Annotated in this window: 15 protein-coding genes, 4 tRNA genes and 1 pseudogene; 14 read left to right on the top strand and 6 right to left on the bottom strand. The window is 53.8% G+C overall.

Features of this window, described 5'->3' with window-relative positions; translation table 11 throughout:
- Nucleotides 1–83: 83 nt before the first annotated feature.
- Nucleotides 84–1,922: pseudogene (locus tag ACCC96_RS25600) on the top strand (MFS transporter); the annotation flags it as partial.
- 88 nt (nucleotides 1,923–2,010) lie between these two features.
- Here the strand turns inward: ACCC96_RS25600 and sugE are convergent.
- The 3 genes from sugE to rdgC all read right to left on the bottom strand — a co-directional run bounded on the left by sugE (nucleotide 2,011) and on the right by rdgC (nucleotide 4,508).
- Entirely contained in the window at nucleotides 2,011–2,325 is a 315-nt protein-coding gene (sugE, locus tag ACCC96_RS25595) for a quaternary ammonium compound efflux SMR transporter SugE (RefSeq protein ID WP_018925158.1), read from the bottom strand.
- Between the two features lie 119 nt (nucleotides 2,326–2,444).
- On the bottom strand, nucleotides 2,445–3,410 hold the full coding sequence (locus ACCC96_RS25590) for a bile acid:sodium symporter family protein (RefSeq protein ID WP_018925159.1): 966 nt from the start codon (nucleotides 3,408–3,410) through the stop codon (nucleotides 2,445–2,447).
- 177 nt (nucleotides 3,411–3,587) lie between these two features.
- Complete coding sequence (gene rdgC / locus ACCC96_RS25585) at nucleotides 3,588–4,508, bottom strand: recombination-associated protein RdgC (protein WP_007936132.1); 921 nt, start codon at nucleotides 4,506–4,508, stop codon at nucleotides 3,588–3,590.
- A 159-nt stretch (nucleotides 4,509–4,667) separates the two neighbouring features.
- On the opposite strand from rdgC, the gene ACCC96_RS25580 reads away from it, so the two are divergent.
- The 4 genes from ACCC96_RS25580 (at nucleotide 4,668) to ACCC96_RS25565 (ending at nucleotide 5,209) form a co-directional block, all read left to right on the top strand.
- Nucleotides 4,668–4,743 (top strand) — tRNA-Val (locus ACCC96_RS25580).
- A 19-nt stretch (nucleotides 4,744–4,762) separates the two neighbouring features.
- Nucleotides 4,763–4,839 (top strand) — tRNA-Asp (locus ACCC96_RS25575).
- Between the two features lie 198 nt (nucleotides 4,840–5,037).
- Nucleotides 5,038–5,113, top strand: a tRNA-Val gene (locus tag ACCC96_RS25570).
- Between the two features lie 19 nt (nucleotides 5,114–5,132).
- Nucleotides 5,133–5,209, top strand: a tRNA-Asp gene (locus tag ACCC96_RS25565).
- A gap of 143 nt (nucleotides 5,210–5,352) precedes the next feature.
- Here ACCC96_RS25565 and ACCC96_RS25560 read toward each other — a convergent pair.
- Both ACCC96_RS25560 and ACCC96_RS25555 read right to left on the bottom strand, forming a co-directional pair.
- A complete protein-coding gene (locus ACCC96_RS25560; protein ID WP_413697260.1) occupies nucleotides 5,353–6,489 on the bottom strand; it encodes a catalase family protein in 1,137 nt (378 codons plus the stop codon).
- 3 nt (nucleotides 6,490–6,492) lie between these two features.
- On the bottom strand, nucleotides 6,493–8,325 hold the full coding sequence (locus ACCC96_RS25555; protein WP_413697259.1) for a di-heme-cytochrome C peroxidase: 1,833 nt from the start codon (nucleotides 8,323–8,325) through the stop codon (nucleotides 6,493–6,495).
- A gap of 269 nt (nucleotides 8,326–8,594) precedes the next feature.
- Here ACCC96_RS25555 and ACCC96_RS25550 point away from each other — a divergent pair, with 269 nt between their 5' ends.
- The 8 genes from ACCC96_RS25550 (at nucleotide 8,595) to ACCC96_RS25515 (ending at nucleotide 14,557) form a co-directional block, all read left to right on the top strand.
- Nucleotides 8,595–9,308: an FKBP-type peptidyl-prolyl cis-trans isomerase gene (locus tag ACCC96_RS25550; protein ID WP_019648192.1), complete on the top strand. Its 714-nt coding sequence runs from the start codon at nucleotides 8,595–8,597 to the stop codon at nucleotides 9,306–9,308.
- A gap of 294 nt (nucleotides 9,309–9,602) precedes the next feature.
- Nucleotides 9,603–10,058: a YkvA family protein gene (locus tag ACCC96_RS25545; protein ID WP_019579662.1), complete on the top strand. Its 456-nt coding sequence runs from the start codon at nucleotides 9,603–9,605 to the stop codon at nucleotides 10,056–10,058.
- Nucleotides 10,059–10,170: 112 nt separating this feature from the next.
- Nucleotides 10,171–10,512, top strand: a complete 342-nt coding sequence (locus tag ACCC96_RS25540) for a helix-turn-helix domain-containing protein (RefSeq protein ID WP_019648193.1) — start codon at nucleotides 10,171–10,173, stop codon at nucleotides 10,510–10,512.
- Entirely contained in the window at nucleotides 10,509–10,880 is a 372-nt protein-coding gene (locus ACCC96_RS25535) for a hypothetical protein (RefSeq protein WP_003223109.1), read from the top strand. Before ACCC96_RS25540 ends, ACCC96_RS25535 begins: the two co-directional genes overlap by 4 nt.
- The gene (locus ACCC96_RS25530) at nucleotides 10,881–11,288 is read left to right on the top strand and encodes a sel1 repeat family protein (RefSeq protein ID WP_413697258.1); all 408 of its coding nucleotides are present in this window, start codon (nucleotides 10,881–10,883) and stop codon (nucleotides 11,286–11,288) included.
- A gap of 79 nt (nucleotides 11,289–11,367) precedes the next feature.
- Nucleotides 11,368–11,580, top strand: a complete 213-nt coding sequence (locus tag ACCC96_RS25525; protein WP_064619300.1) for a hypothetical protein — start codon at nucleotides 11,368–11,370, stop codon at nucleotides 11,578–11,580.
- 283 nt (nucleotides 11,581–11,863) lie between these two features.
- Complete coding sequence (locus tag ACCC96_RS25520; protein WP_413697265.1) at nucleotides 11,864–12,805, top strand: DHH family phosphoesterase; 942 nt, start codon at nucleotides 11,864–11,866, stop codon at nucleotides 12,803–12,805.
- Nucleotides 12,806–13,051: 246 nt separating this feature from the next.
- Entirely contained in the window at nucleotides 13,052–14,557 is a 1,506-nt protein-coding gene (locus ACCC96_RS25515; protein ID WP_413697257.1) for a YaaC family protein, read from the top strand.
- Between the two features lie 471 nt (nucleotides 14,558–15,028).
- Here ACCC96_RS25515 and ACCC96_RS25510 read toward each other — a convergent pair whose 3' ends face one another.
- Complete coding sequence (locus tag ACCC96_RS25510) at nucleotides 15,029–17,164, bottom strand: hypothetical protein (protein WP_413697256.1); 2,136 nt, start codon at nucleotides 17,162–17,164, stop codon at nucleotides 15,029–15,031.
- Between the two features lie 644 nt (nucleotides 17,165–17,808).
- Between ACCC96_RS25510 and ACCC96_RS25505 the strand changes: the two genes are divergently transcribed.
- Complete coding sequence (locus ACCC96_RS25505) at nucleotides 17,809–19,854, top strand: P-loop ATPase, Sll1717 family (protein ID WP_413697255.1); 2,046 nt, start codon at nucleotides 17,809–17,811, stop codon at nucleotides 19,852–19,854.
- The last annotated feature ends 168 nt before the right edge of the window (nucleotides 19,855–20,022 follow it).

Here is a 20,022-nt window from a genome sequence, read left to right as displayed (position 1 = left end):
GATCGACGTTCGACATTCCAATAACAGTATTCACGCCGCTCTCTACCCAAAATCAGCTACCCAATATCAGGGACACATGGAAGATGAGTCACCCCTCGCAGTTCAACTTGCTTCGCACTCGGCGCTTCCTGCCTTTTTTTGTCACGCAGTCCCTTGGGGCTTTCAATGACAACATCTTCAAGCAGTCGCTGATCCTAGCCATTTTGTACAAACTGACGATTGAGGGTGACCGCTCGATCTGGGTCAACCTGTGTGCGTTGCTGTTTATCCTGCCGTTCTTCCTGTTCTCGGCCCTGGCCGGGCAGTTCGGGGAGAAGTTCGCCAAGGACGCGCTGATTCGTCTGATCAAGATCGGGGAAATCGTCATCATGACGGTGGGCGCGGTCGGTTTCATGTTCGATCACCTGTCGCTGATGCTGTTGGCGCTGTTTGCCATGGGCACCCACTCGGCGCTGTTCGGGCCGGTGAAATACTCGATCCTGCCGCAGGCCTTGCGCGAAGAAGAGCTGGTGGGTGGCAACGGGTTGGTGGAAATGGGCACCTTCCTGGCAATTCTCGCCGGGACGATTGGCGCCGGCATCATGATGTCCGCCAGCAACTACGCGCCGGTGGTGTCCACGGCAATCATCGGCATCGCGGTGCTCGGTTACCTGGCCAGCCGCAACATTCCCCGGGCCGCGGCGGCATCGCCGCAAATGCGCCTGAACTGGAATATCTTCAGCCAGTCCTGGGCCACGTTGAAGCTGGGCCTGGGGCAAACCCCTGCGGTCTCGCGTTCGATCGTCGGCAACTCATGGTTCTGGTTTGTCGGGGCGATTTATCTGACGCAAATCCCGGCGTATGCCAAGGAGTGGATGCACGGCGACGAGACCGTGGTGACGCTGATTCTTACCGTGTTCTCGGTCGGTATCGCACTGGGTTCGATGCTCTGCGAGAAACTCTCCGGGCGCAAAGTCGAGATCGGTCTGGTGCCGTTCGGCTCATTCGGCCTGACGGTATTTGGCCTGCTGCTGTGGTGGCATTCCGGTGGAATTCCAGACAGTGTTGCCGGCCATGGCTGGATCGAAATCCTTGGGTTCGGTCACACCTGGCTGGTGTTGATCGACATCCTCGGGCTTGGAGTTTTCGGCGGTTTCTACATCGTGCCGCTGTATGCGCTGATCCAGTCCCGCACTGTCGAGAACGAACGGGCCCGAGTGATCGCCGCCAACAACATTCTCAACGCCCTGTTCATGGTGGTGTCGGCGATTGTGTCGATCGTCTTGCTGAGCATCGCCAAGCTGTCGATCCCGCAGCTGTTCCTGGTGGTGTCGCTGCTGAACATCGGCGTTAACGCGTACATCTTCAAAATTGTCCCCGAGTTCAGCATGCGTTTCATGATCTGGCTGCTCGGCCATTCCATGTACCGCGTCGAGCATCGCAACCTTGAGCTGATTCCCGATGAGGGTGCTGCGCTGCTGGTTTGCAACCATGTGTCGTTCGTCGATGCGTTGCTGATTGGCGGTGCGGTGCGTCGGCCGATTCGCTTTGTGATGTATTACAAAATCTACAACCTGCCGGTGCTGAACTTCATCTTCCGCACGGCCGGGACGATTCCGATAGCGGGTCGCCAGGAAGACATTCAAATCTACGAAAAAGCCTTCACCCGAATCGCCCAGTACCTGAAGGATGGCGAGCTGGTGTGTATTTTCCCTGAAGGCAAGTTGACCGCCGATGGTGAGATCAACGAGTTCAAGGGCGGGCTGACGCGAATTCTCGAAGAAACGCCGGTGCCGGTGATTCCGCTGGCGTTGCAGGGGTTGTGGGGGAGTTTCTTCAGCCGCGATCCGAACAAGGGCTTGTTCCGTCGGTTGTGGTCGCGGGTGACCTTGGTGGCTGGGCCGGCGGTGGCCGTTGAAGTGGCTGAGCCTGCTATGTTGCAGGGGGTGGGGGGGTTTTTGGGTGGGGCGTTTTTATTTTTGTTATGTGGGGGGGCGCATGCGGGGGAAAGCCGGGTTTGGCGCCATAAGCCTAAGCGCTGACCTTGAGCCCAACCAACCCGGTAATGATCAACGCCACACTGGCCAGCCGAAACAGTGCCATGGATTCACCAAACAGAATGATTCCGGCGATCACCGTGCCCACCGCACCCACGCCGGTCCAGATCGCATAGGCCGTGCCCAGCGGCAATTCCTTCATGGCAAGGCCCAGCAGGCCAAGGCTGATCGCCATGGCGGCAACGGTCAATGCGGTAGGGAGAGGGCGGCTGAAGCCGTCGGTGTATTTCAGGCCAACGGCCCAGCCGACTTCGAACAGGCCGGCGAAAAACAGAATGATCCAGGACATGGAAGACCTCCATCGATGGATGGGGTCGTCCCCGGATTAAGCACTCGATCGAGCCGCGAGGTCGTCCCCGCGTTGCGCAATAGAGTGCCCATCATTAACCCGAGGATCAAGTTTTCGGATCAGTCAGCCACCTGCTGAGCAGCGATTTTCCGATCCTCTTTCTCGCTCATGCGACGGAAATACGTCGAGAGCAGCGCCCCGGAAATGTTGTGCCAGACGCTGAACAGCGCGCTCGGCACCGCCGCCAGTGGCGAGAAGTGCGCACTGGCCAGCGCCGCACCCAGGCCGGAGTTCTGCATACCGACTTCCAGTGCCAGGGATTTGCGCTGGGCCAGCGGCAGGTTGAACAGGCGCCCGGTGAAGTAACCCAGCAAGTAGCCGAAGCTGTTGTGCAGCATCACCACGGCCATGATCAGCAGACCGGATTCGGCAATCTTCGCCTGGCTGGCAGCCACCACGGCCGTGACGATGATCACGATGCTCACCACCGACACCAGTGGCAACACTTCTACCGCGTGACGAACCCGATCACCGAGCACGCGTTGGGCAACCACGCCAAGTACGATCGGCAACAGCACGACTTGCAGGATCGACCAGAACAGCTCCATGAACGACACCGGCAACCAGGCCGAGGCCAGCAGCCAGATCAGCGCCGGTGTCAGCAATGGCGCGAGGAGGGTGGTGACGGCGGCAATGGCCACCGACAACGCCAGGTCGCCGCGAGCCAGCCAGGTCATCACGTTCGACGAAGTGCCGCTCGGGCAGCAACCGACCAGAATCACCCCGACGGCGATCTCTGGCGGCAGGTGGAATACCTGGCAGAGCAACCACGCCATACCGGGCATGATCACGAAATGGGCGACCACGCCCAGGGCCACGCGCCACGGATGGCGAGCGACTTCGGCGAAGTCTTCGAGCTTGAGGGTCAGGCCCATGCCGAACATCACCAGCCCCAGCAGCGGCACGATTGCGCCTTTCAAGCCAATGAACCAGGCCGGCTGCAGAAACGCCACGATGGCGAAAATCAGTACCCAGTAAGCGAAGGTGTTGCCGACAAAACGACTCAATGCTGCGAGTGCGCGCATGGCCTGATCCTTGTTATGTGTTTAAAAGCGGGTAGGGCTTGGAACTTGGGTTGCCTGCAAAAAGATCGCAGCCTTCGGCAGCTCCTGCATTTGAAATGCGATCCTCTGTAGGAGCTGCCGAAGGCTGCGATCTTTTCTTACCAGGCGCCGCCGATCAAGGCCGGCGCCCTAAGGCAATCAGATACCCTGTGGGGTCTCTTCACCACCCAACGCTTCAACCAGTGCCGGCAGGAAGTCACCGAAGGTCAGCATCATCAGGGTGAAGCTGGCGTCCAGTTGGCCCAGTGCTTCGTCGCCACCGTCCTGTTCCGCCTGATCTTGCAGCAGGTCTTCGAACTTCAGGCGCTTGACCACCATTTTGTCGTCGAGCACGAACGACAGTTTGTCCTGCCAGGCCAGCGACAGTTGAGTGACCACTTTGCCGGTGCTCAGGTGCAGCTGGATCTCTTCGCTGGTCAGGTCCTGACGCTTGCAACGCACGATGCCACCGTCTTCGTGGGTGTCGCGCAGTTCGCACTCGTCCAGCACAAAGAAATCGTCTGCGGCTTTCTGAGTGGTAACCCACTCGGTCATGGTCGCGGTCGGGGACATCTTCACCGTCAGCGGACGTACCGGCAGCGAGCCGATCACTTCACGCAGGGTGGACAGCAGGTCTTCGGCACGTTTCGGGCTGGCCGAGTTCACCAGGATCAGGCCCTGTTTCGGCGCGATGGCGGCGAAGGTCGACGAGCGACGGATAAAGGCGCGGGGCAGGAAGGCCTGGATGATTTCATCCTTGATCTGATCGCGTTCCTTTTTATAGACCTTGCGCATTTGTTCGGCTTCGATCTCTTCGACCTTTTCCTTCACTGCGTCACGCACGACGCTGCCCGGCAGAATGCGTTCTTCTTTACGGGCGGCGATCAGCAGGAAGTCTCCGCTGACGTGTACCAGCGGTGCGTCTTCGCCCTTGCCGAATGGCGCGACGAAACCGTAGGTGGTCAACTCCTGGCTTGCACATGGACGCGCCAGTTTGGTGGCCAGTGCAGTTTCCAACGCCTCGGCATCAAAAGGCAGATCTTGGGTCAGGCGATAGATAAGCAGGTTTTTGAACCACATGGGGTGAGTCTCTCCTTTATACAAAGGGGGGCATTATTGTCTTCGCCGGGTCATAGGCCAACCCTTCTCTAAGCCTTTGGAAGGCCTGAGAAAATTATTTAAAAAAGTGCTTGCCAGAGGTTGGGTCGCTCCGTAGAATGCGCGCCACACCGAAGCGAAGGGTGATTAGCTCAGCTGGGAGAGCGTCTGCCTTACAAGCAGAATGTCGGCGGTTCGATCCCGTCATCACCCACCATTCGTTTCAAGTGTTTAGCGCAGCGGTAGTTCAGTCGGTTAGAATACCGGCCTGTCACGCCGGGGGTCGCGGGTTCGAGTCCCGTCCGCTGCGCCATATTCGGTAATCTGGACCACTGAACGCCAGGTCACCACGGAAAAACCCGCTGAGGCGGGTTTTTTTCTGTCTCAAGTTTGTACCTTGTTTCATCGGGTTGTGTCGTTTCACCGGTTTTCGGATTTTTTTGAAAAAAACTTCAATTAAATCAACATTTTACGAAAACTTGTGGCATAATGCGTCCCGTAACGAAGCGAAGGGTGATTAGCTCAGCTGGGAGAGCGTCTGCCTTACAAGCAGAATGTCGGCGGTTCGATCCCGTCATCACCCACCATTCGTTTCAAGCGTTTCGCGCAGCGGTAGTTCAGTCGGTTAGAATACCGGCCTGTCACGCCGGGGGTCGCGGGTTCGAGTCCCGTCCGCTGCGCCATATTCGGTATCTGGAACACTGAACGCCAGATCACCACAGAAAGCCCGCTTAATGCGGGCTTTTTGCTGTCTGGGATTTGGCTTTTTACCGGATTCACTGAATAAAGCGACCTGTTCCGGTCGCTTTTTTCGTTCCTGCCTTATTTATTGTTCGGCGTTGCGGCTGTGTCGATAGTCGCTGACCGCTTCGTACACCGCTTTGCGCAACCGGTTGATCCCACCAATCGGCCGATGGGCTTCAAGGCCGAACCATGGATTGAACGACAGGTTGTCGCATTGCAGGTTCAGCGCCGGGGTGTCGAAATCCTGGGCGGGCAGCTTGATCCTCGCCACGGTTTCGAAAGGCACGTCTTGTTCACGCCACTCGATGCTGGTGTCTTCGATCGGCATGTATTGGCTCGGATCCTGGCGCTGGACCTGTAACACGAAGCAGGCCGGCACCCGATCAGTCGACAGCTGCTGGTTCAGCGCACTGCGCAGGAAATTCGGCAGGTTTTGATTTTGCGTGGGCAGCGTGTAGGTCGGGCAGCTCTCCGGATCCGGCATTACCCGGAACTTGACGTTGGCCTCACCAAACTTGTACGGCGAAACCGAAAAGTAGGTGGTCTGGGTCGGGCTCGCCGGGGCAGGGGAGAGTGTCGCCAGCGCAATAAACAGATGACGAACCTGCCAGGTGCGCGGGTCCCAAGCCGGGAAGAACGCCATTATCGTTTTGCCGTCAGCCTGAGCGGCCACATTCTGACGATACTCGGCGACATCGCTGACAAAGAAGTTCGGATGGTTGAACATCACGAAATCCTGTTCGCTGCGCCCTTGTCGATCACTCAGCAACTGTTTACCCGGCACATCGAACAACTTGATCGCCATGCCCCGGGCATCGCGGATGCTGTCGAACTGCGGATAGGCATTGCCGTTGGACAGACGCATCGTCGCTTGCCAGGTTTTGCCGGGTTCGCTGAACACGCCTTGGCGCAACGCCGTCGCCAGATCCGGCAGCACCTGAACCTCGGCCTTCACGCAACCATGGGCCTTGGCGTGAGCGTCGCGCAGATAGCGAGTACTTTCGCGGTGTTGATCGACGATCCGTACCGCCGTCTGGATGATGTCCCGGGTCATCGCCGCTTCGCCGTCCGGAATCAGTTCTTCAGCCGAAACCGGGCCGCGATGTTGCCAGGCGAGCCATGCCATGGCCAGCGCCCAGCCGAGTACCCCCAAACCCAACAACCACAGCAGGGTTTTACCAAGGAAGGCACCCAGACGCAGCCAGAGCGTGATCAGCATGGGTCATTCCTTTTGACTGATGAGGTGGTCTGGCAATTGCGACTCCAGCGGGCCGCCCAACACTTTCAGGTATTCCAGCAGCGCCCAGCGCTCCTGCGGTTGCAGCAGGCGACCGATCACGCCATTTCCGCGCTCGCCGGTGCGGAATTCGTGGCCGCTGTTGTGATTGCCGGTAATACGCGTGTCGAACACAAAACCGTTGGTGAAGGCTTCGGTGCGATAGCCCAGGTGTTTGGGATCGTATTCGAAGGTGCCCTTGTAGAACGTTGTTGCGCGTTCATCCTGGGGCGAGAGCAGTTGATAAATGCTCGGCACCGAGCCGTTGTGCAGAAACGGCGGTGTGGCCCAGACGCCCGCCAATGGTCGGGCTTTATAGCTGCGTAATTCCTGGACACCGATAGGCAGGCCGAAACCGTCCAGGTTCGGGCGCTCCGCCGGCGTCACATTGGCTGCGCGATAGGCCTGGTTCCCCACAAAAGCAGTGACGTAGGCCAGCCCCTTGGCCACTGACAACTGGCTCAAATCCAAGGGCTCCGTGGGTTTTGGATGCAATTGCACGTCCAGTTGCGCTAGCTCTGCCGGATCCCACTTCAAGGCCGTCAGATCGAAGCGATGGTCGGCGATATTGTTGGCGGCGCCGGGGTCTGTGCCAATCATCTCCACAGGCAGCAATTTCAGATGTTGCACCGGTCTGCCGTCGCTTTGGGTGACGCGGGGGACGTGGCACCCGGCGCAGTTTTCAGCGAATAGAGCGCGGCCTTTTGCGGCCAGGGGCTTGTCGATGGTGCCCAACAGGGCTTCCGGCCAGGTGGGCGGTTTGAGTCGTTGCAGGGTTTGTTCGATCCGGTGCAGATCGCGCACCCGGACGCTGGACGGATAGCGGTCGTCGCCCTTGAGGGGCTGCCCGCTGCCGTCGAAGAAATTCAGAGTGGCGCCGACACCCAGGGCCTCGCCGATATTGCGGGCCATCGGTTGCTGCGCCGAACCGTTCCACTGCACCCAGTCGAAAGTCCACATGTCCCACAGTTGCGGGTAGTCCACCGGCGCGTTGGCCACGCGGTAGTTGGCCGGCGAAATGGCATCGCCGAAGCTGGCGTTGGCAATGCGCCCGAAGGCGTCGGTACGGCCGGGGCCTTCTTCGGTGGGGTAGAGCCCGCGATGGGTGTCGTTCCAGGCCACTTTCAAGAAGGTATCGAGTGAGCTTTTGAAGTCCTGGCGTAGCTGTTGATGCCGGACGTCATAATCCTGGCCCAGGACGTTGCGCGCGAAACGTTCGAATTTCCACGGGTTGTAGTAAGTCGAGGCGAGGCTGGCCACCAGTGCCTGGCCGAAGCTGCCGCCGCGCAGGGTCGGGACGCTGGACGGCAACACATGCTGGGCCGAGCCGCCGTCGATGCGCACGGCCTGGCCATTGAAGCGTAATTCGCCGGTGTGGCAGGCGGAACAGGTGATGTCCAGAAACTCTTCCTGGCTGCCCGGATTCTGATGACGGGCGAAACCGACGGGCAGGTTGCCAGGGTTGCTCGGCGTGGCTTTCTGGCCTGGATCGATCAGAAAACCAAAGCGTGCGAGGTATTCGGGGGCGGCGAATCGTTTTTGCGAGAAGGGCAGTTCGAGGGCGTTGAACCAGTCATAGCGCAAGCCTTTGACCTGGGTGCCTTGAGGCGTGAAGTAGTAGGCCTGGCGGTCTGCGGCGCTCCATTGCTCCAGGTAATGCACCTGTTGCGCCGGTGACCAGGCCGGTAATTTCGGGTTGGCGACGTAGTACAGCACCACGGCGAGGCCTAGCCCCAGCAGTGCTACGATCAGAATCAGCAAGCGGATTATGAGGCGCACGATAAACATCCTTGTCAATTTGTACCTCTCTTATGCCTCAGCTGATGAAGTGCGGCAAGAGGCCATTACGGCAAGGGCTGTGGGAACCGGCATCGGGGTCTGTGAGAGCCAGATGACAGAAGCTTCATCCTTCTAATCCCGAAATGCGTTTAAACACCTGAACTTATCGGAAGTTTCCTGCTCTCATGCCGGTAGCCATTGGTCGTGGCCGCCTGATAAGCTCGCGGCTTTACTCGATTGCCCTTTAGGCGCATGAACAAGGAAATAGCATGAAACAGCATCGGTTGGCGGCGGCGGTGGCCCTGGTTGGCCTGGTACTTGCGGGTTGTGATTCGCAGACCAGCGTAGAGCTGAAAACCCCGGCGCAAAAAGCTTCCTACGGCATTGGCCTGAACATGGGCAAAAGTCTGGCTCAGGAAGGCATGGATGATCTGGACTCCAAAGCCGTAGCCCAAGGCATCGAAGATGCCGTCGGCAAGAAAGAACAGAAACTGAAGGATGAGGAACTGGTTGAAGCCTTCGCAGCGCTGCAGAAGCGTGCCGAAGAGCGTTTGGCCAAGATGAGCGAAGAGTCGGCAGCCGCCGGCAAGAAATTCCTCGAAGAGAATGGCAAGAAAGCCGGTGTCGTCACCACAGCTTCCGGCCTGCAATACGAAGTGGTCAAGAAGGCCGACGGCGCACAGCCTAAGCCGACCGACGTAGTGACTGTTCACTACACCGGTAAACTGACCAACGGCACCGTTTTCGACAGCTCCGTCGAGCGCGGCAGCCCGATCGATCTGCCGGTCAGCGGTGTGATTCCGGGTTGGGTCGAAGGCCTGCAACTGATGCACGTTGGCGAGAAGTACAAACTGTACATCCCTAGCGACCTGGCTTACGGCGCCCAAAGCCCTAGCCCGGCGATTCCAGCCAACTCGGTGCTGGTATTCGACCTGGAGCTGCTGGCCATCAAGGATCCAGCCAAACAAGACGACGCCAAGTAATCCGCGTCTGCTCTGACAACAACGCCTCGCTTATGCGGGGCGTTGTTGCATCTGGGGTTTGGTGAAGGTAAACAAAGCGAACGGATGCGGTACGCTGCAGTCATAGCCAGTGAGAGTGCCCGAGCTAGACGGACCGGTGCGCCAAGTCAATGAAATCTTGGGTTTTTTTATGTGAGTAAAAAACGCCCGATCTGAGCAAGACCCTTGTGAAACGGGGCTTCCAGCGGTGAAATGCAGCTCTGTTCACAAGGTTATCCACAATTTGTGTGGATAACATTTCAGTGGGAGGAAAAGATGAAAATGCCCTGGAATTTCGCCCGCTTCCTGCCAATGGCCGGGCGCTTGCTCGCCCGTGGTCGTTTGCCGACCCTGCTGTTCGCGGTTGCCAGCAAAGGTGCGAGCCAAGGTAATCGTCTGGGCAAACTTAAAGACGATCTGCGCTTGTTACAGGCACTCTGCCTAGCCTACTGGCGTGGCGAGTACCGAGCCATCAGCCCGAAAGCGATGGTTTCGGTGGTGGCCGGCCTGATGTATTTCCTGAGCCCGGTGGATGCGATCCCGGATTTCATCCCGGTGTTCGGCATGCTCGACGACATTGCCGTGCTGGCTTGGTTGATGAAAGTCCTCGATGACGAACTCAACGCCTTCCGCGCCTGGCGCAAACATCAGGCGCCGGAAAAACTCGCGGTGGTTGAACGCCTGCCTGATACCCCGGAACAACTGCAACTACAGGGCCCGAAAAAAAACTGAACCGATTCAGGATCATCCATATTCATACCCCCCGCGACCTTGGCCGCTGTTAGGATTACACTTCTAGGGAAAAGTGCCGACTCGCTACGTGTCGTTGTCCTACGGGGTAGTCATGGATATTCAGATAATTACACGCGAAGGCGAACCAGAATATGCGGTTCTGCCATGGGCTCAGTATCAGGCTCTACTGAAAGCAGCAGGCATCAACGAACAACCACCGCGCGAAGCCTCAGTGCGTCCCGCGGCCACATCAGACCAGACTCTTCCGGGTCTGGATCAACTACGCAGTTTGCGCGAAGGGAAGGGCATCGCCATTGAGGCGCTTGCCCGCACGGTAGGCATCAGCCCGTCATATCTCGCCTTGATCGAAAGCGGTGAGCGTCAACCTGACGCTGCTATTCGCCGCAGCCTCGCCTGGGAATTGACGGTGCCGGGATGGAGGGATGAATCGTGAGCGTACGCATCAGTCGTCAACATTGGGACGGATTGCTGGGGGAGTTGGATCAGGCGCGTCGTCAGCGCCATCTTTTGACTTATCGGGCATTGCTGGAGCGTTTGCAGCTACCCACGCCCGCCATGCAAACCCTGACCGCCGCCCTTGAACACCTGGCCGCGCTGGATGCCAAGGCCGAGCAGCCGCTGCGCAGCTCACTGGTAATCAGCCAGGGCGCCAGCCGCTTGCCGCGCACCGGCTTCTTCGAATGTGTCGAGCGCCTCGGGCGCTTCTCCGGACCGTCCGATGGCGTGGCTGCCGCGTCCTGGCATGCCTCGGAAGTGGTGCGGGTGTTCGAATACGAGTACCCCGAGTCGGCGGAAGCCTGAGTGTTCCTACGACTCAAGGCGCGGGCCGGTTACTGGCTGGCCCGCCGCTTGTTCCACTGGTCGTGGTTTGCGCGCCATCCGCGAGGCTGGCGCTGGCTCGAAGGCCAGTTCGCGCGCATGGCGAACCTGGGCGATGTCGGCGCGCAGAGCTTCTACGGCCACATCCTGACCTTTCGCGGCGTCGGTCTTGGGGCTCGCGAGGAAGGCGTGCGATTACTGCGCCTGGCCGCGTTGGCGGGGGATGGCAAGGCGGCGTATCAGGTGGGCGTGATCTGCCTCGCGGGGACGCCGAGCAAGGCGCCGGATCCGGTGGAAGCGGCGCGGTTTTGGCGTATTGCCTTGAAGGCCGGGCATCCGTTGGCTGAGATCAAGTTGAAAGGGTTGGCGAGTGGTGATACTGCGCAGTAGTTCGATGTCCTTCGATTGCACAAGGGCTGCTTTCGGCTAGAACGCTCAAGAAAACCGACAAGGAGCCACGGGATCAGAAATGGATTTCATCTTTGATATCTTAATCAACCTGTTGGCTCATAGGATTGGCGTTTACGTGCTTGGCTTGCTGAGTGGCGGCCGTTTCAAGGGAGAAAGCGGTTTTGCCTGGGGCTGGGCAGTCGCCGTCGGCGGCTTGGTGCTGTTCGCTCCTTTCGTGGCTTTCATAGCGTTGCTCATCCATACCAGTGGTTCATACACCATTGCGCGCTGACATCCGCATGACTTCAAAATACCTCCATTCCGTCATATTTTCGCAATGAAAGCATACGAGTCTTGTCGGCAGAAAATAGGGCATAGCAGAATGTTTCGGCACGCTAAAGCGCTGTTTTAATTATGGAAAATGGATTTTAAGGACAGCCGATGTCGATGTTTTGTCAGAGCAGCCAGCAATGCTGTAAGCGATATCTTTGCTTCAACCGGGAGTCCGCTTATTGCTCGATCATGGCGTTCGACCCGGAACTGGTTTCGGCAGCTCACGCTGTGGTCCACGTGTTATGAGGGTGGTGACCTCAGGCTCGGCTTACCTGGACATCGACGCGTACGCCTGTTGCATTGCGTACGCCGAGCTGTTGAATCACCAAGGCGTTGATGCTCGGGCTGTCAGTAGCGCCCCGCTCAATGTCAGCATCTCCAGGACCGTGCTTGGATGGCAATCATCTCTGGACGACTATCTGCCGAGAGCGGGTGATGAGTTCGTGTTGGTGGATGTCTCCGACTACCAGCATTTCGACCCGGTGGTGGTTCTTGAACAGGTGGTGGAAGTCATTGACCATCACCCAGGCTTTGAAAACTATTGGGCGCAGAAGCTCGGACCTGCGGCAGACATCCTGCCGATCGGCGCAGCGGCGACGCTGATTTTTCAGCGTTGGGAAGCGGCAGAGCTGTTGCCGCTGATCAGCGAAAAAAGTGCTGCTTTGCTGGCCACGGCAATTCTGGACAATACCCTGAACTTCACAGGGCAGCTGACCACCCAATCGGATATCCGGGCTTATGAAGTCCTCGCACGGCGGGCGAAACTGGAGGCGGACTGGCCCGAGCGGTATTTCTCCGAGTGCCAAGCCACTATCGAGTCAGACCTGATTGGCGCGTTGGCGGTTGATATGAAGCGGCTGAAAGCCGATAGCAACCTGCCGCAGGTTTTCGCGCAGATGGCGGTGTGGGATGCCAGTGCGCTGATCCGAACGCATCGTTCAACGATCGGTCACTGGCTGGCGGCGCAGGGTGGAGACTGGCTGTTGAACGTCATCAGCATCCGCGAGTGCAAAAGCTACTTTCTGGCTGAGCCCTTGGTCAGCCAACAAAAGTTGAGCCATTTGCTGTCGATCGAATGGCAGGCCGGAATGGCTGTGCTTGAGCGCTCGCTGCTACGTAAGGAACTGTTGAAGTTGGGGTTGGCCAGTATCTCTGTTGTAAGTAAACCGCTTCTGGTTTTGTAGCTGTATCGACCGGTTGAGTCCACAACCCATAGCTGCCGGTGGCGACAGGCGGAAATCGCCAAAAGCTGCCGTTCGCGAATGGCAGCAACCGGCCCATAGTGTGTAAAAACCCGATGGTGTACTGTCGGCGCGCTGTGACGTCGCAGTTATCAACACCAACAAGCTCTTGGTAACGTGACACTGCTCGCAGTCGGATTTGGCGTAGTATCGAGCGCTAACACTATATGAGAACGACGGAGAGTGCTTATGGGAGGAAGTGGTATAGAGCTACGCATGGGGATTTTACGGGATGCCGCCAATCGACAGATCCTCAAGCCCTTATCGTCTCATGGCTGGATTTCAACGATTGCGGAAGAGTCTGAAGACGGTGAGTACCTCGTTATCGTTGCTGAGAAAGCCGGCAAAAAGCATGCAGTGGCTCTCATGTACACCTCAGCGACTGATAATCGGCATTACAAAGCCCTGGAAGGGAAAGTCAGCCAAATTTTTACGAATGGTCAGCTCTACCGCGTTGAAGATTTCGCACGTGGAATATCGATCCCCGTGTCATACGTGGGAGACTTTTTTCCTGTACTCGTCCAGTGGAACAGCGAACTTGATCCTGTAAAAGTAGGTAGAAAAATTCCCGCTCCGACCAAGGCATTCAGAAGAATAGTGTCTGAGAGCCCGCTGGCAGGCATTTGGTCGCACCTGAATCAACTTTCCAGTTTAGAGCTAGCGAGAAAGCTTGTAGTGCGACGATCTGAACGGGAAGGGGTCGTATTGACTGATTGCCAAGTGCAGTCCAAAGCGTCTGGTATAGCGTTTGCCTTGGGTAACGCCGCTGACTATTACAAAGGTGCGCCGCATGAGAGTCTGAACAAGCGGGTCTTAAGTCTCTATTACGGAACTCTGAGCTTAGCCTTCGCGGAAATGCTAGCAACACCCAGCGGGCCTGCTGACTTGGACGAGCTGGAGGGAATGACTAAGCAGGGACATGGGCTTTTCGCCCTAGCATCGGAGACAGGGAGCTTTGGCGACCTAAACGTAGGGGTCCTAGCGACTGGCTTCTTCCCGCAATGGGTCAGCTTTTTGGGTTACGACACTTCTTTTTTTCCTAAAGCAAAGGCTAAAACCTCAAGTGATCTAGAAAATACAGCGAAGTATCCTCCGCAATCTTTTGCTCCGATGTCAGTTCTGCTATCAGCAATCCCCGAGCTAGAAGATCTCTTTATGCAAGTTTACGATAATGAGCCGGCGTGGGTTACTCCCTATATGGATGTAACAGACCTACACGCTCAACGCGGTTCATTTTCATCAAGCAGCTACATATCTCTTTTAGATCGTTCTCAGAGACTATCCGAAGTCAGAATCGCTTGTCAGGATTGGCCATTTGCCGAGCTGACGAAAGTTAAGATCGCCGAAGAAGGTAGCGTCTATCGCGTTCGAGTGGATCATTCAGGATTAGATTTCTGGCATGAAGCCTTGCTGTTGCACAGAAGCCCTTATCTGAGTAGTTCTGCGTTAATTCTACCTGTGCTAGGAGGTGTACAAGAATACAGGGTAACCTCTCTCGCCATCCTGTATTCGCTGTCCATTTTGGTCAGGTACATGCCTGGATCATGGAGGCGTGTAGAGGGCGGAGATTGGGATCAGCATCTAGGTGTTATGCGCGCGGTACTTGACGTGTTCGAGAGAATTCTTCCTCAGGAATTCCTTGAGAGTATTTCGGGAGAGAATGTTTACACCAGCTTGCCAGGTGGCCTCGGCTGATGCGTTCGCTTCGGTGCAACATCAGGGTGAAAATGTTGTTATTAAGACAAATATCACTGCCTGCTCTTGGCCGCTAGCTACATATCGCCAACGTCAGCTTTGGGTCGATTCTGTTGAAAAAGTCGGCCATGGTTTGCGCATCAAAAAAGTACGCGTCCGAGATTGAAATCTTTACTTTGGACAGAGGCTTCCGGACTCGGATTTCACGTAGCAGCGTGCAAAAGAGGTGTTTTCGCCCATCAATATTCGAGCGTTTTGGGCAATCCGACTTTTTCAACAGAATCGGTCGGTTGCCGCCCTTTGTGATCGGCAGAAATCGGCCAGGAGCGGTCATTCCTATCGACGCAGAATTCTGCTTGAAAGGCGGAGCTGAAGGGCTTGCCCCGCCATTACAAAGTAAGAGACCTATCTTGGATGACCCGTTTCATGAAGAAGATCGGGGGTCAGCCGCTGCACACCTAGCGCTGGCACTCAAGCGATCTCAGGATACCTTTTAGAAACTTCTGATAAGCGCTCGGTATCAAGAAAATAGGTTGAGAATGAGAGTGTCTTGTCTTTTAATGCGTACTTAACATTCACGTTGACAAGCGACTCTATGCAGTCTTTTATCGTCGTCTCTCCACACAAATATGATGTCAGGTCTTCAACATTAAACTCATTTGTCGTCCATACCTGTCTGGCTACACCTGCAAAATTGACCACGCCAGACTTGATCATATTTATCAACTCGTGCCCTTGGCGGACAGGGTGACCATTTGTAATGTATCCGTTGAACACCCTATTTGCCACAGCGATACAGGTATGAATTTCTTTAACTGACTCATACGTAAAGCCTGCCGCTGCGAACAGCCTTTTTTGCTCATCCACGGAGGAAAGCCAGTTTTTACGGACGTCTAACTGATGCGATCCATATGATACGTGATCATAACTATTGCGCATCTCATGAACATTACAAGGATGGTATGGGTTTTTGCACTCAATCAAAAACAACAACCCATCCTTAAAAGCTACAATATCCGTTTCCATTTCTTTCTTCTGGAAAGAGATATTGATTTCCTGCGCAACTGAAAACCCTTGCAGTTTCAAAGCTTCTGCGAGCATAGACTGCATTGGATCTGTATCGCCGACAAAAGGATGTTTGATCCTATGCCCACAGAATATATTTCTCGCGAGGTTAGAGTTGGCTATAATCGCTGGGGCAGTCACATAGTACCCATTAAGCTTTACAAGAGGAGTGTATTGAATGTCAATATGGTCAGCATTGGAAAGATCTAGCGATATCAAATCCAAAACTTTTTTATAGTCACGATTTGGAAGAACCAATTTGAGACATTGCCCTAGCAGATCTTCACTAAATGTCGGTAAAACGGACCGCAGGGCAATGGCGTATCGATCGTTTTCTTCATGATCAGCTAGGGCTAGTTGATAAATCACACTCACAAATCTAAACAGTCGTTGGACCTTCATGATATCTAGGACTGATATGCCGTCACGGATATCAACATCCTTCAGCGCTCCATAGTCATAATTTTCTAGCCCCAACTGAACAAGCGCTTCGATTTCCTCTTCAAACAGATCGTTCGTAGAGAATGGCTCAAAAAGCTCTGGAACCATTGCATACCCCAGAACGTACCGGGGGATTGGTTCCGGATTCACAAAGATAATCTGCCCTTTACCAGCTTCGTAAAATTCCTCGGCGAACTTTTTAATAGAGGCTGGTCGACACGAATTTTGCTCATTAAAAACATGCTGCTCCAAGCCAACTCGACGACTAATCATCTGTTGTACTGTTTGCATGTAGCCCAGCCTAACTGACTGTTCCAAACGAGGGTCAATCGATTCGATTACTAATTCCTCGAAATCTTGAGTGGCCCGGTATGGAAATCCATCCAATAAAAGCTCCGCATCCTTATATTGGCATATTTTGGCTGCATCAATTAGCAAGCACCAATACAACTCTGTGCTAGTTGCCGACTCATCCACATTCTGAAAATGCTCATTTATTACTCCGAACTCATTCTTGTGCAGCTTTAGGATGTAGCTAAAGGCCTCAGCCAAATCTTCGTTACTGTAATGCTCTACGCTATTGGATGAGGCATTCTTATCAAACCCCGAGAATCGCGTGGCGAACATTATTTCCATATTCGCCAACAGTGTTTTTATGATAAATTTCTTTCTGCTTTTTACTACCTGTATCAGACCATCATTAATCTGCCGGCTCTTTGAACCAAGATCAAGCAAGTGTTTGACCGACGTGAAATACCCAGTTTGATCTGGATTAAGCCCCAAAAGGTCGCTGTTCGCTATGCAGTCTTGGGCTACAGCCTTCGCTGTACTGGTTTTAAAGTTATATTTCGAACTTCTAAAAACGCCGACGCTCCTCATCTCGGGAAGCGATTTTTCGGAAGACAATATAATCAAGGAACGAGCAAGTGCCTTGGCATCATTTATATTATTTGTACTCATTAAAGTCAGCAATTCGGCAACCTTAGCCTTTACTTCTCTGTCTCTGAGCTTAACTGCTGACCTCTGTGACTTTACGCTCTCAACCTGCTCTTTAGAAAGAGTCTTCCCGCCCAGCATGCTTACGATACCATTGACATCCATTGCCATGCTCCTTTGAAAAAATTAGTCGTTCCCAGTTGTCTTTCATACCGACCTATGGGCTAAAAAGACTCGGAGTAAGCCGCGTGCCTCACCGCTCCTACCGATCTATTGGATTGCCTTCGCGTCTTCCATCCAAAGCTGATGGATGAATGATGCCCGAGCATTGAGGCATTTTGCCAGCATCTCACTAGCGTGGTTCATCAACGCGACACGTCGTTTACTCCACTGCTTCTGCGTGGTGTACCGAGCTGATGGCTGTTCGTGATGCCCCTCGCGACAAGCTGCTTTCGGCCGATTCTGTTGAAAAAGTCGGCCATGGTTTGCGCATCAGAAAAGTACGCGTCCGAGATTGAAATCTTTACTTTTGGCAGGGCTTCCCGGACTCGGATTTCACGTAGCAGCGTGCAAAAAAAAAGGCGTTTTCTCCAGCCAATGATCAGGCAGTTTGGGCAGACCGACTTTTTCAACAGAATCGGCCAAAAGCGGACACAGTTTTTTTCTAGCTGGGGATGAACGACTGACAACTACTCCTATTACCGTGGGTCATGTTGCATGGCGGTTTGACGCTTTCAAAATCGAAGCTAGCCTATTGATAGCTCCACGCCAGCAACGACGCTGTTGTGTGGCCAAAAGGGATATTTACGATGGCGAAAGTTCAGTTGCCCAAGGATGCGTTGCAGCGGATCAAGCTCGGACAGGCATTTGCTGAGTACGACATCATTCGAAATGACCATGAACTGTTCGTCACGACACCTGCCACTCTGTCAGCATTGAACTTAGACAGTTCAAATTGTTTTTTTGTCGGACGCAGGGGTGCGGGTAAGACCGCAATTACTTTTGAAGTAGAACGTCGTTTTTCGCGCACAATCAATATCGTGCCTCAAATATTTGACCTTCTTAAATTACCTTTGGATCACGAGCAGTTTTTAGATACGCGACAGCGTCCGTTCAAATCGTTAATGCACTCGATGGAGCGAGCATTGATTGACGAGGTCATTAAGATATGGGTTGCGGAAGGCAATCTAAGTTTTGAGAAAACTTCTGATACGATCCGGCGTGAAAGAGGTTTGATCGAAGATTGTGATTTCGATCAGCGAGTGCTGAATTTGACCGAGGAAATATTTGATGCTTATACCAAGGATAATGACAAGCTATGGCTTCGACAAATTAGTCGGAGCAAAAACCTGCTCACTGAGATAAATCAGATATCTGCTATTGCTCCGTTGAACTATGTATTGCTCATTGATCGCTTAGATGAGTCTTGGGACGGATCTAATTCCGCGATTATTTGCCTCATGGCTTTAATGCACGCCACGGTCAGACTAATAGCTTCAACAAAGCATGTGAAACCGTATGTGTTTATTCGAGAGAATATTTACGACCGAATACGCTCCCTCGATAATGAATTCTCCCGCCTGGAAACATCTGTAGTATTCCTAGATTGGTCTTCTGAAAAGCTAACTGAATTGGTTGAACGCCGATTAGTCAAACCGTTTACAACTAAGCCAAAGTTAGGAGGAGAAGCATGGGAGTGTTTTTTTGATTCGGAAGGCTTGAAAACCAGCGCATCTTCGGTTATGAGTCTTTGTCAAAATCGCCCTAGAGATATTTTGATGCTGGCAAGTTATGCTATCGACTCAGCAATCAATCACGGAAATCAAAAAGTCAAAGATTCCGACATGGACGTCGCCTCAAAGCGTTACAGCACAAGTCGGCTCAAGGACTTGGGGGACGAGTACTCTGAAAATTACCCAAATATCAGTCTTGTTCTGGAATACTTTTTTGGCTTGGGCAACGAGTATACTTTAGTGGCCATTGAGGACTTCATACAAAAATTGTTGGTCACAGAATCAATTAACAAATACTGCAACTCATGGTTTTACGATCATACGACCCCCTTTAGATTTGTTGAGGTCCTATATGGAATAGGTTTTTTGGGGATTCGTCGAAAAAAAGAGGTTGAATACAAGGAGTCAGGAAAGGACTCCAATGCAAAGCCATCCTTCGACAACAGCTCTACTTTCTTTATTCATCCTACTTACCACGAAGCACTGAACCTTCAACCACTCCTACTGAAAGATCTAAGAGATGAAACGCAGCTAAAAAATGAGGGGATCCTTGAAGATCTGCCAGATGCTTTTAATAGAGATGAGTACAAAGAAGCACTCCAAGGCACCCTTGATAATCTAAGAACCCTTCCCAAAGGGCATGCGGGCGCAAGGGAGTTTGAAGAAATAGTTGGAAATATCATAAAGTTATGTTTTTTTCGATCTCTGACAAATGTTCAGTCACGTGAGAGAGATCTTGAAGGAACCTCGATTAGGGATTGGGTAGCCTCGAATCGAGCGCCTGATGGCTTTTGGGAGGTTATTAGAAACAAGTACGGATCCACTCAAATAGTCTGGGAGTGCAAAAATTATGATGTATTAAAGTCAGACGACTTCCATCAAATAAATTATTATTTAAATGATACGTTTGGTAGATTTGGTATTATCGCGTTTCGAGGGGAGGACATGAGGGCGAACTATTATCGCCATATATCAAATATCATAAATCGAAACAAATCGGGCATAGTGGTGGTGCTCACGCAAAAAGATCTAGAGGTCTTTCTTAGACAAGCAATAAAAGGGGCATTTAAGGAGTCGCACTTGCAAGATAAATATGATCAAACTATCCGACAAATCTCTTAGAGCGTGTTTTGGATGCTGTAGAGGCCACGTAGATTAAAATTGACTGGCTGCTTTTGGCGATTTCTGCCTGTCGCTACCGGCAGCTATAGGTCTAAACCGGCTAACCCACGGTGGAGAAATCAAGCCAGGCTCCGGCAAAGCCTTCCCCCACGTTTGACTTTTTTGAGC

Source organism: Pseudomonas sp. Pseusp11 (genome assembly GCF_047304405.1).
GTDB lineage: Bacteria > Pseudomonadota > Gammaproteobacteria > Pseudomonadales > Pseudomonadaceae > Aquipseudomonas.
Note: the sequence above shows the minus strand (reverse complement) of the source record. Positions and strands in the feature narration are given on the sequence as shown.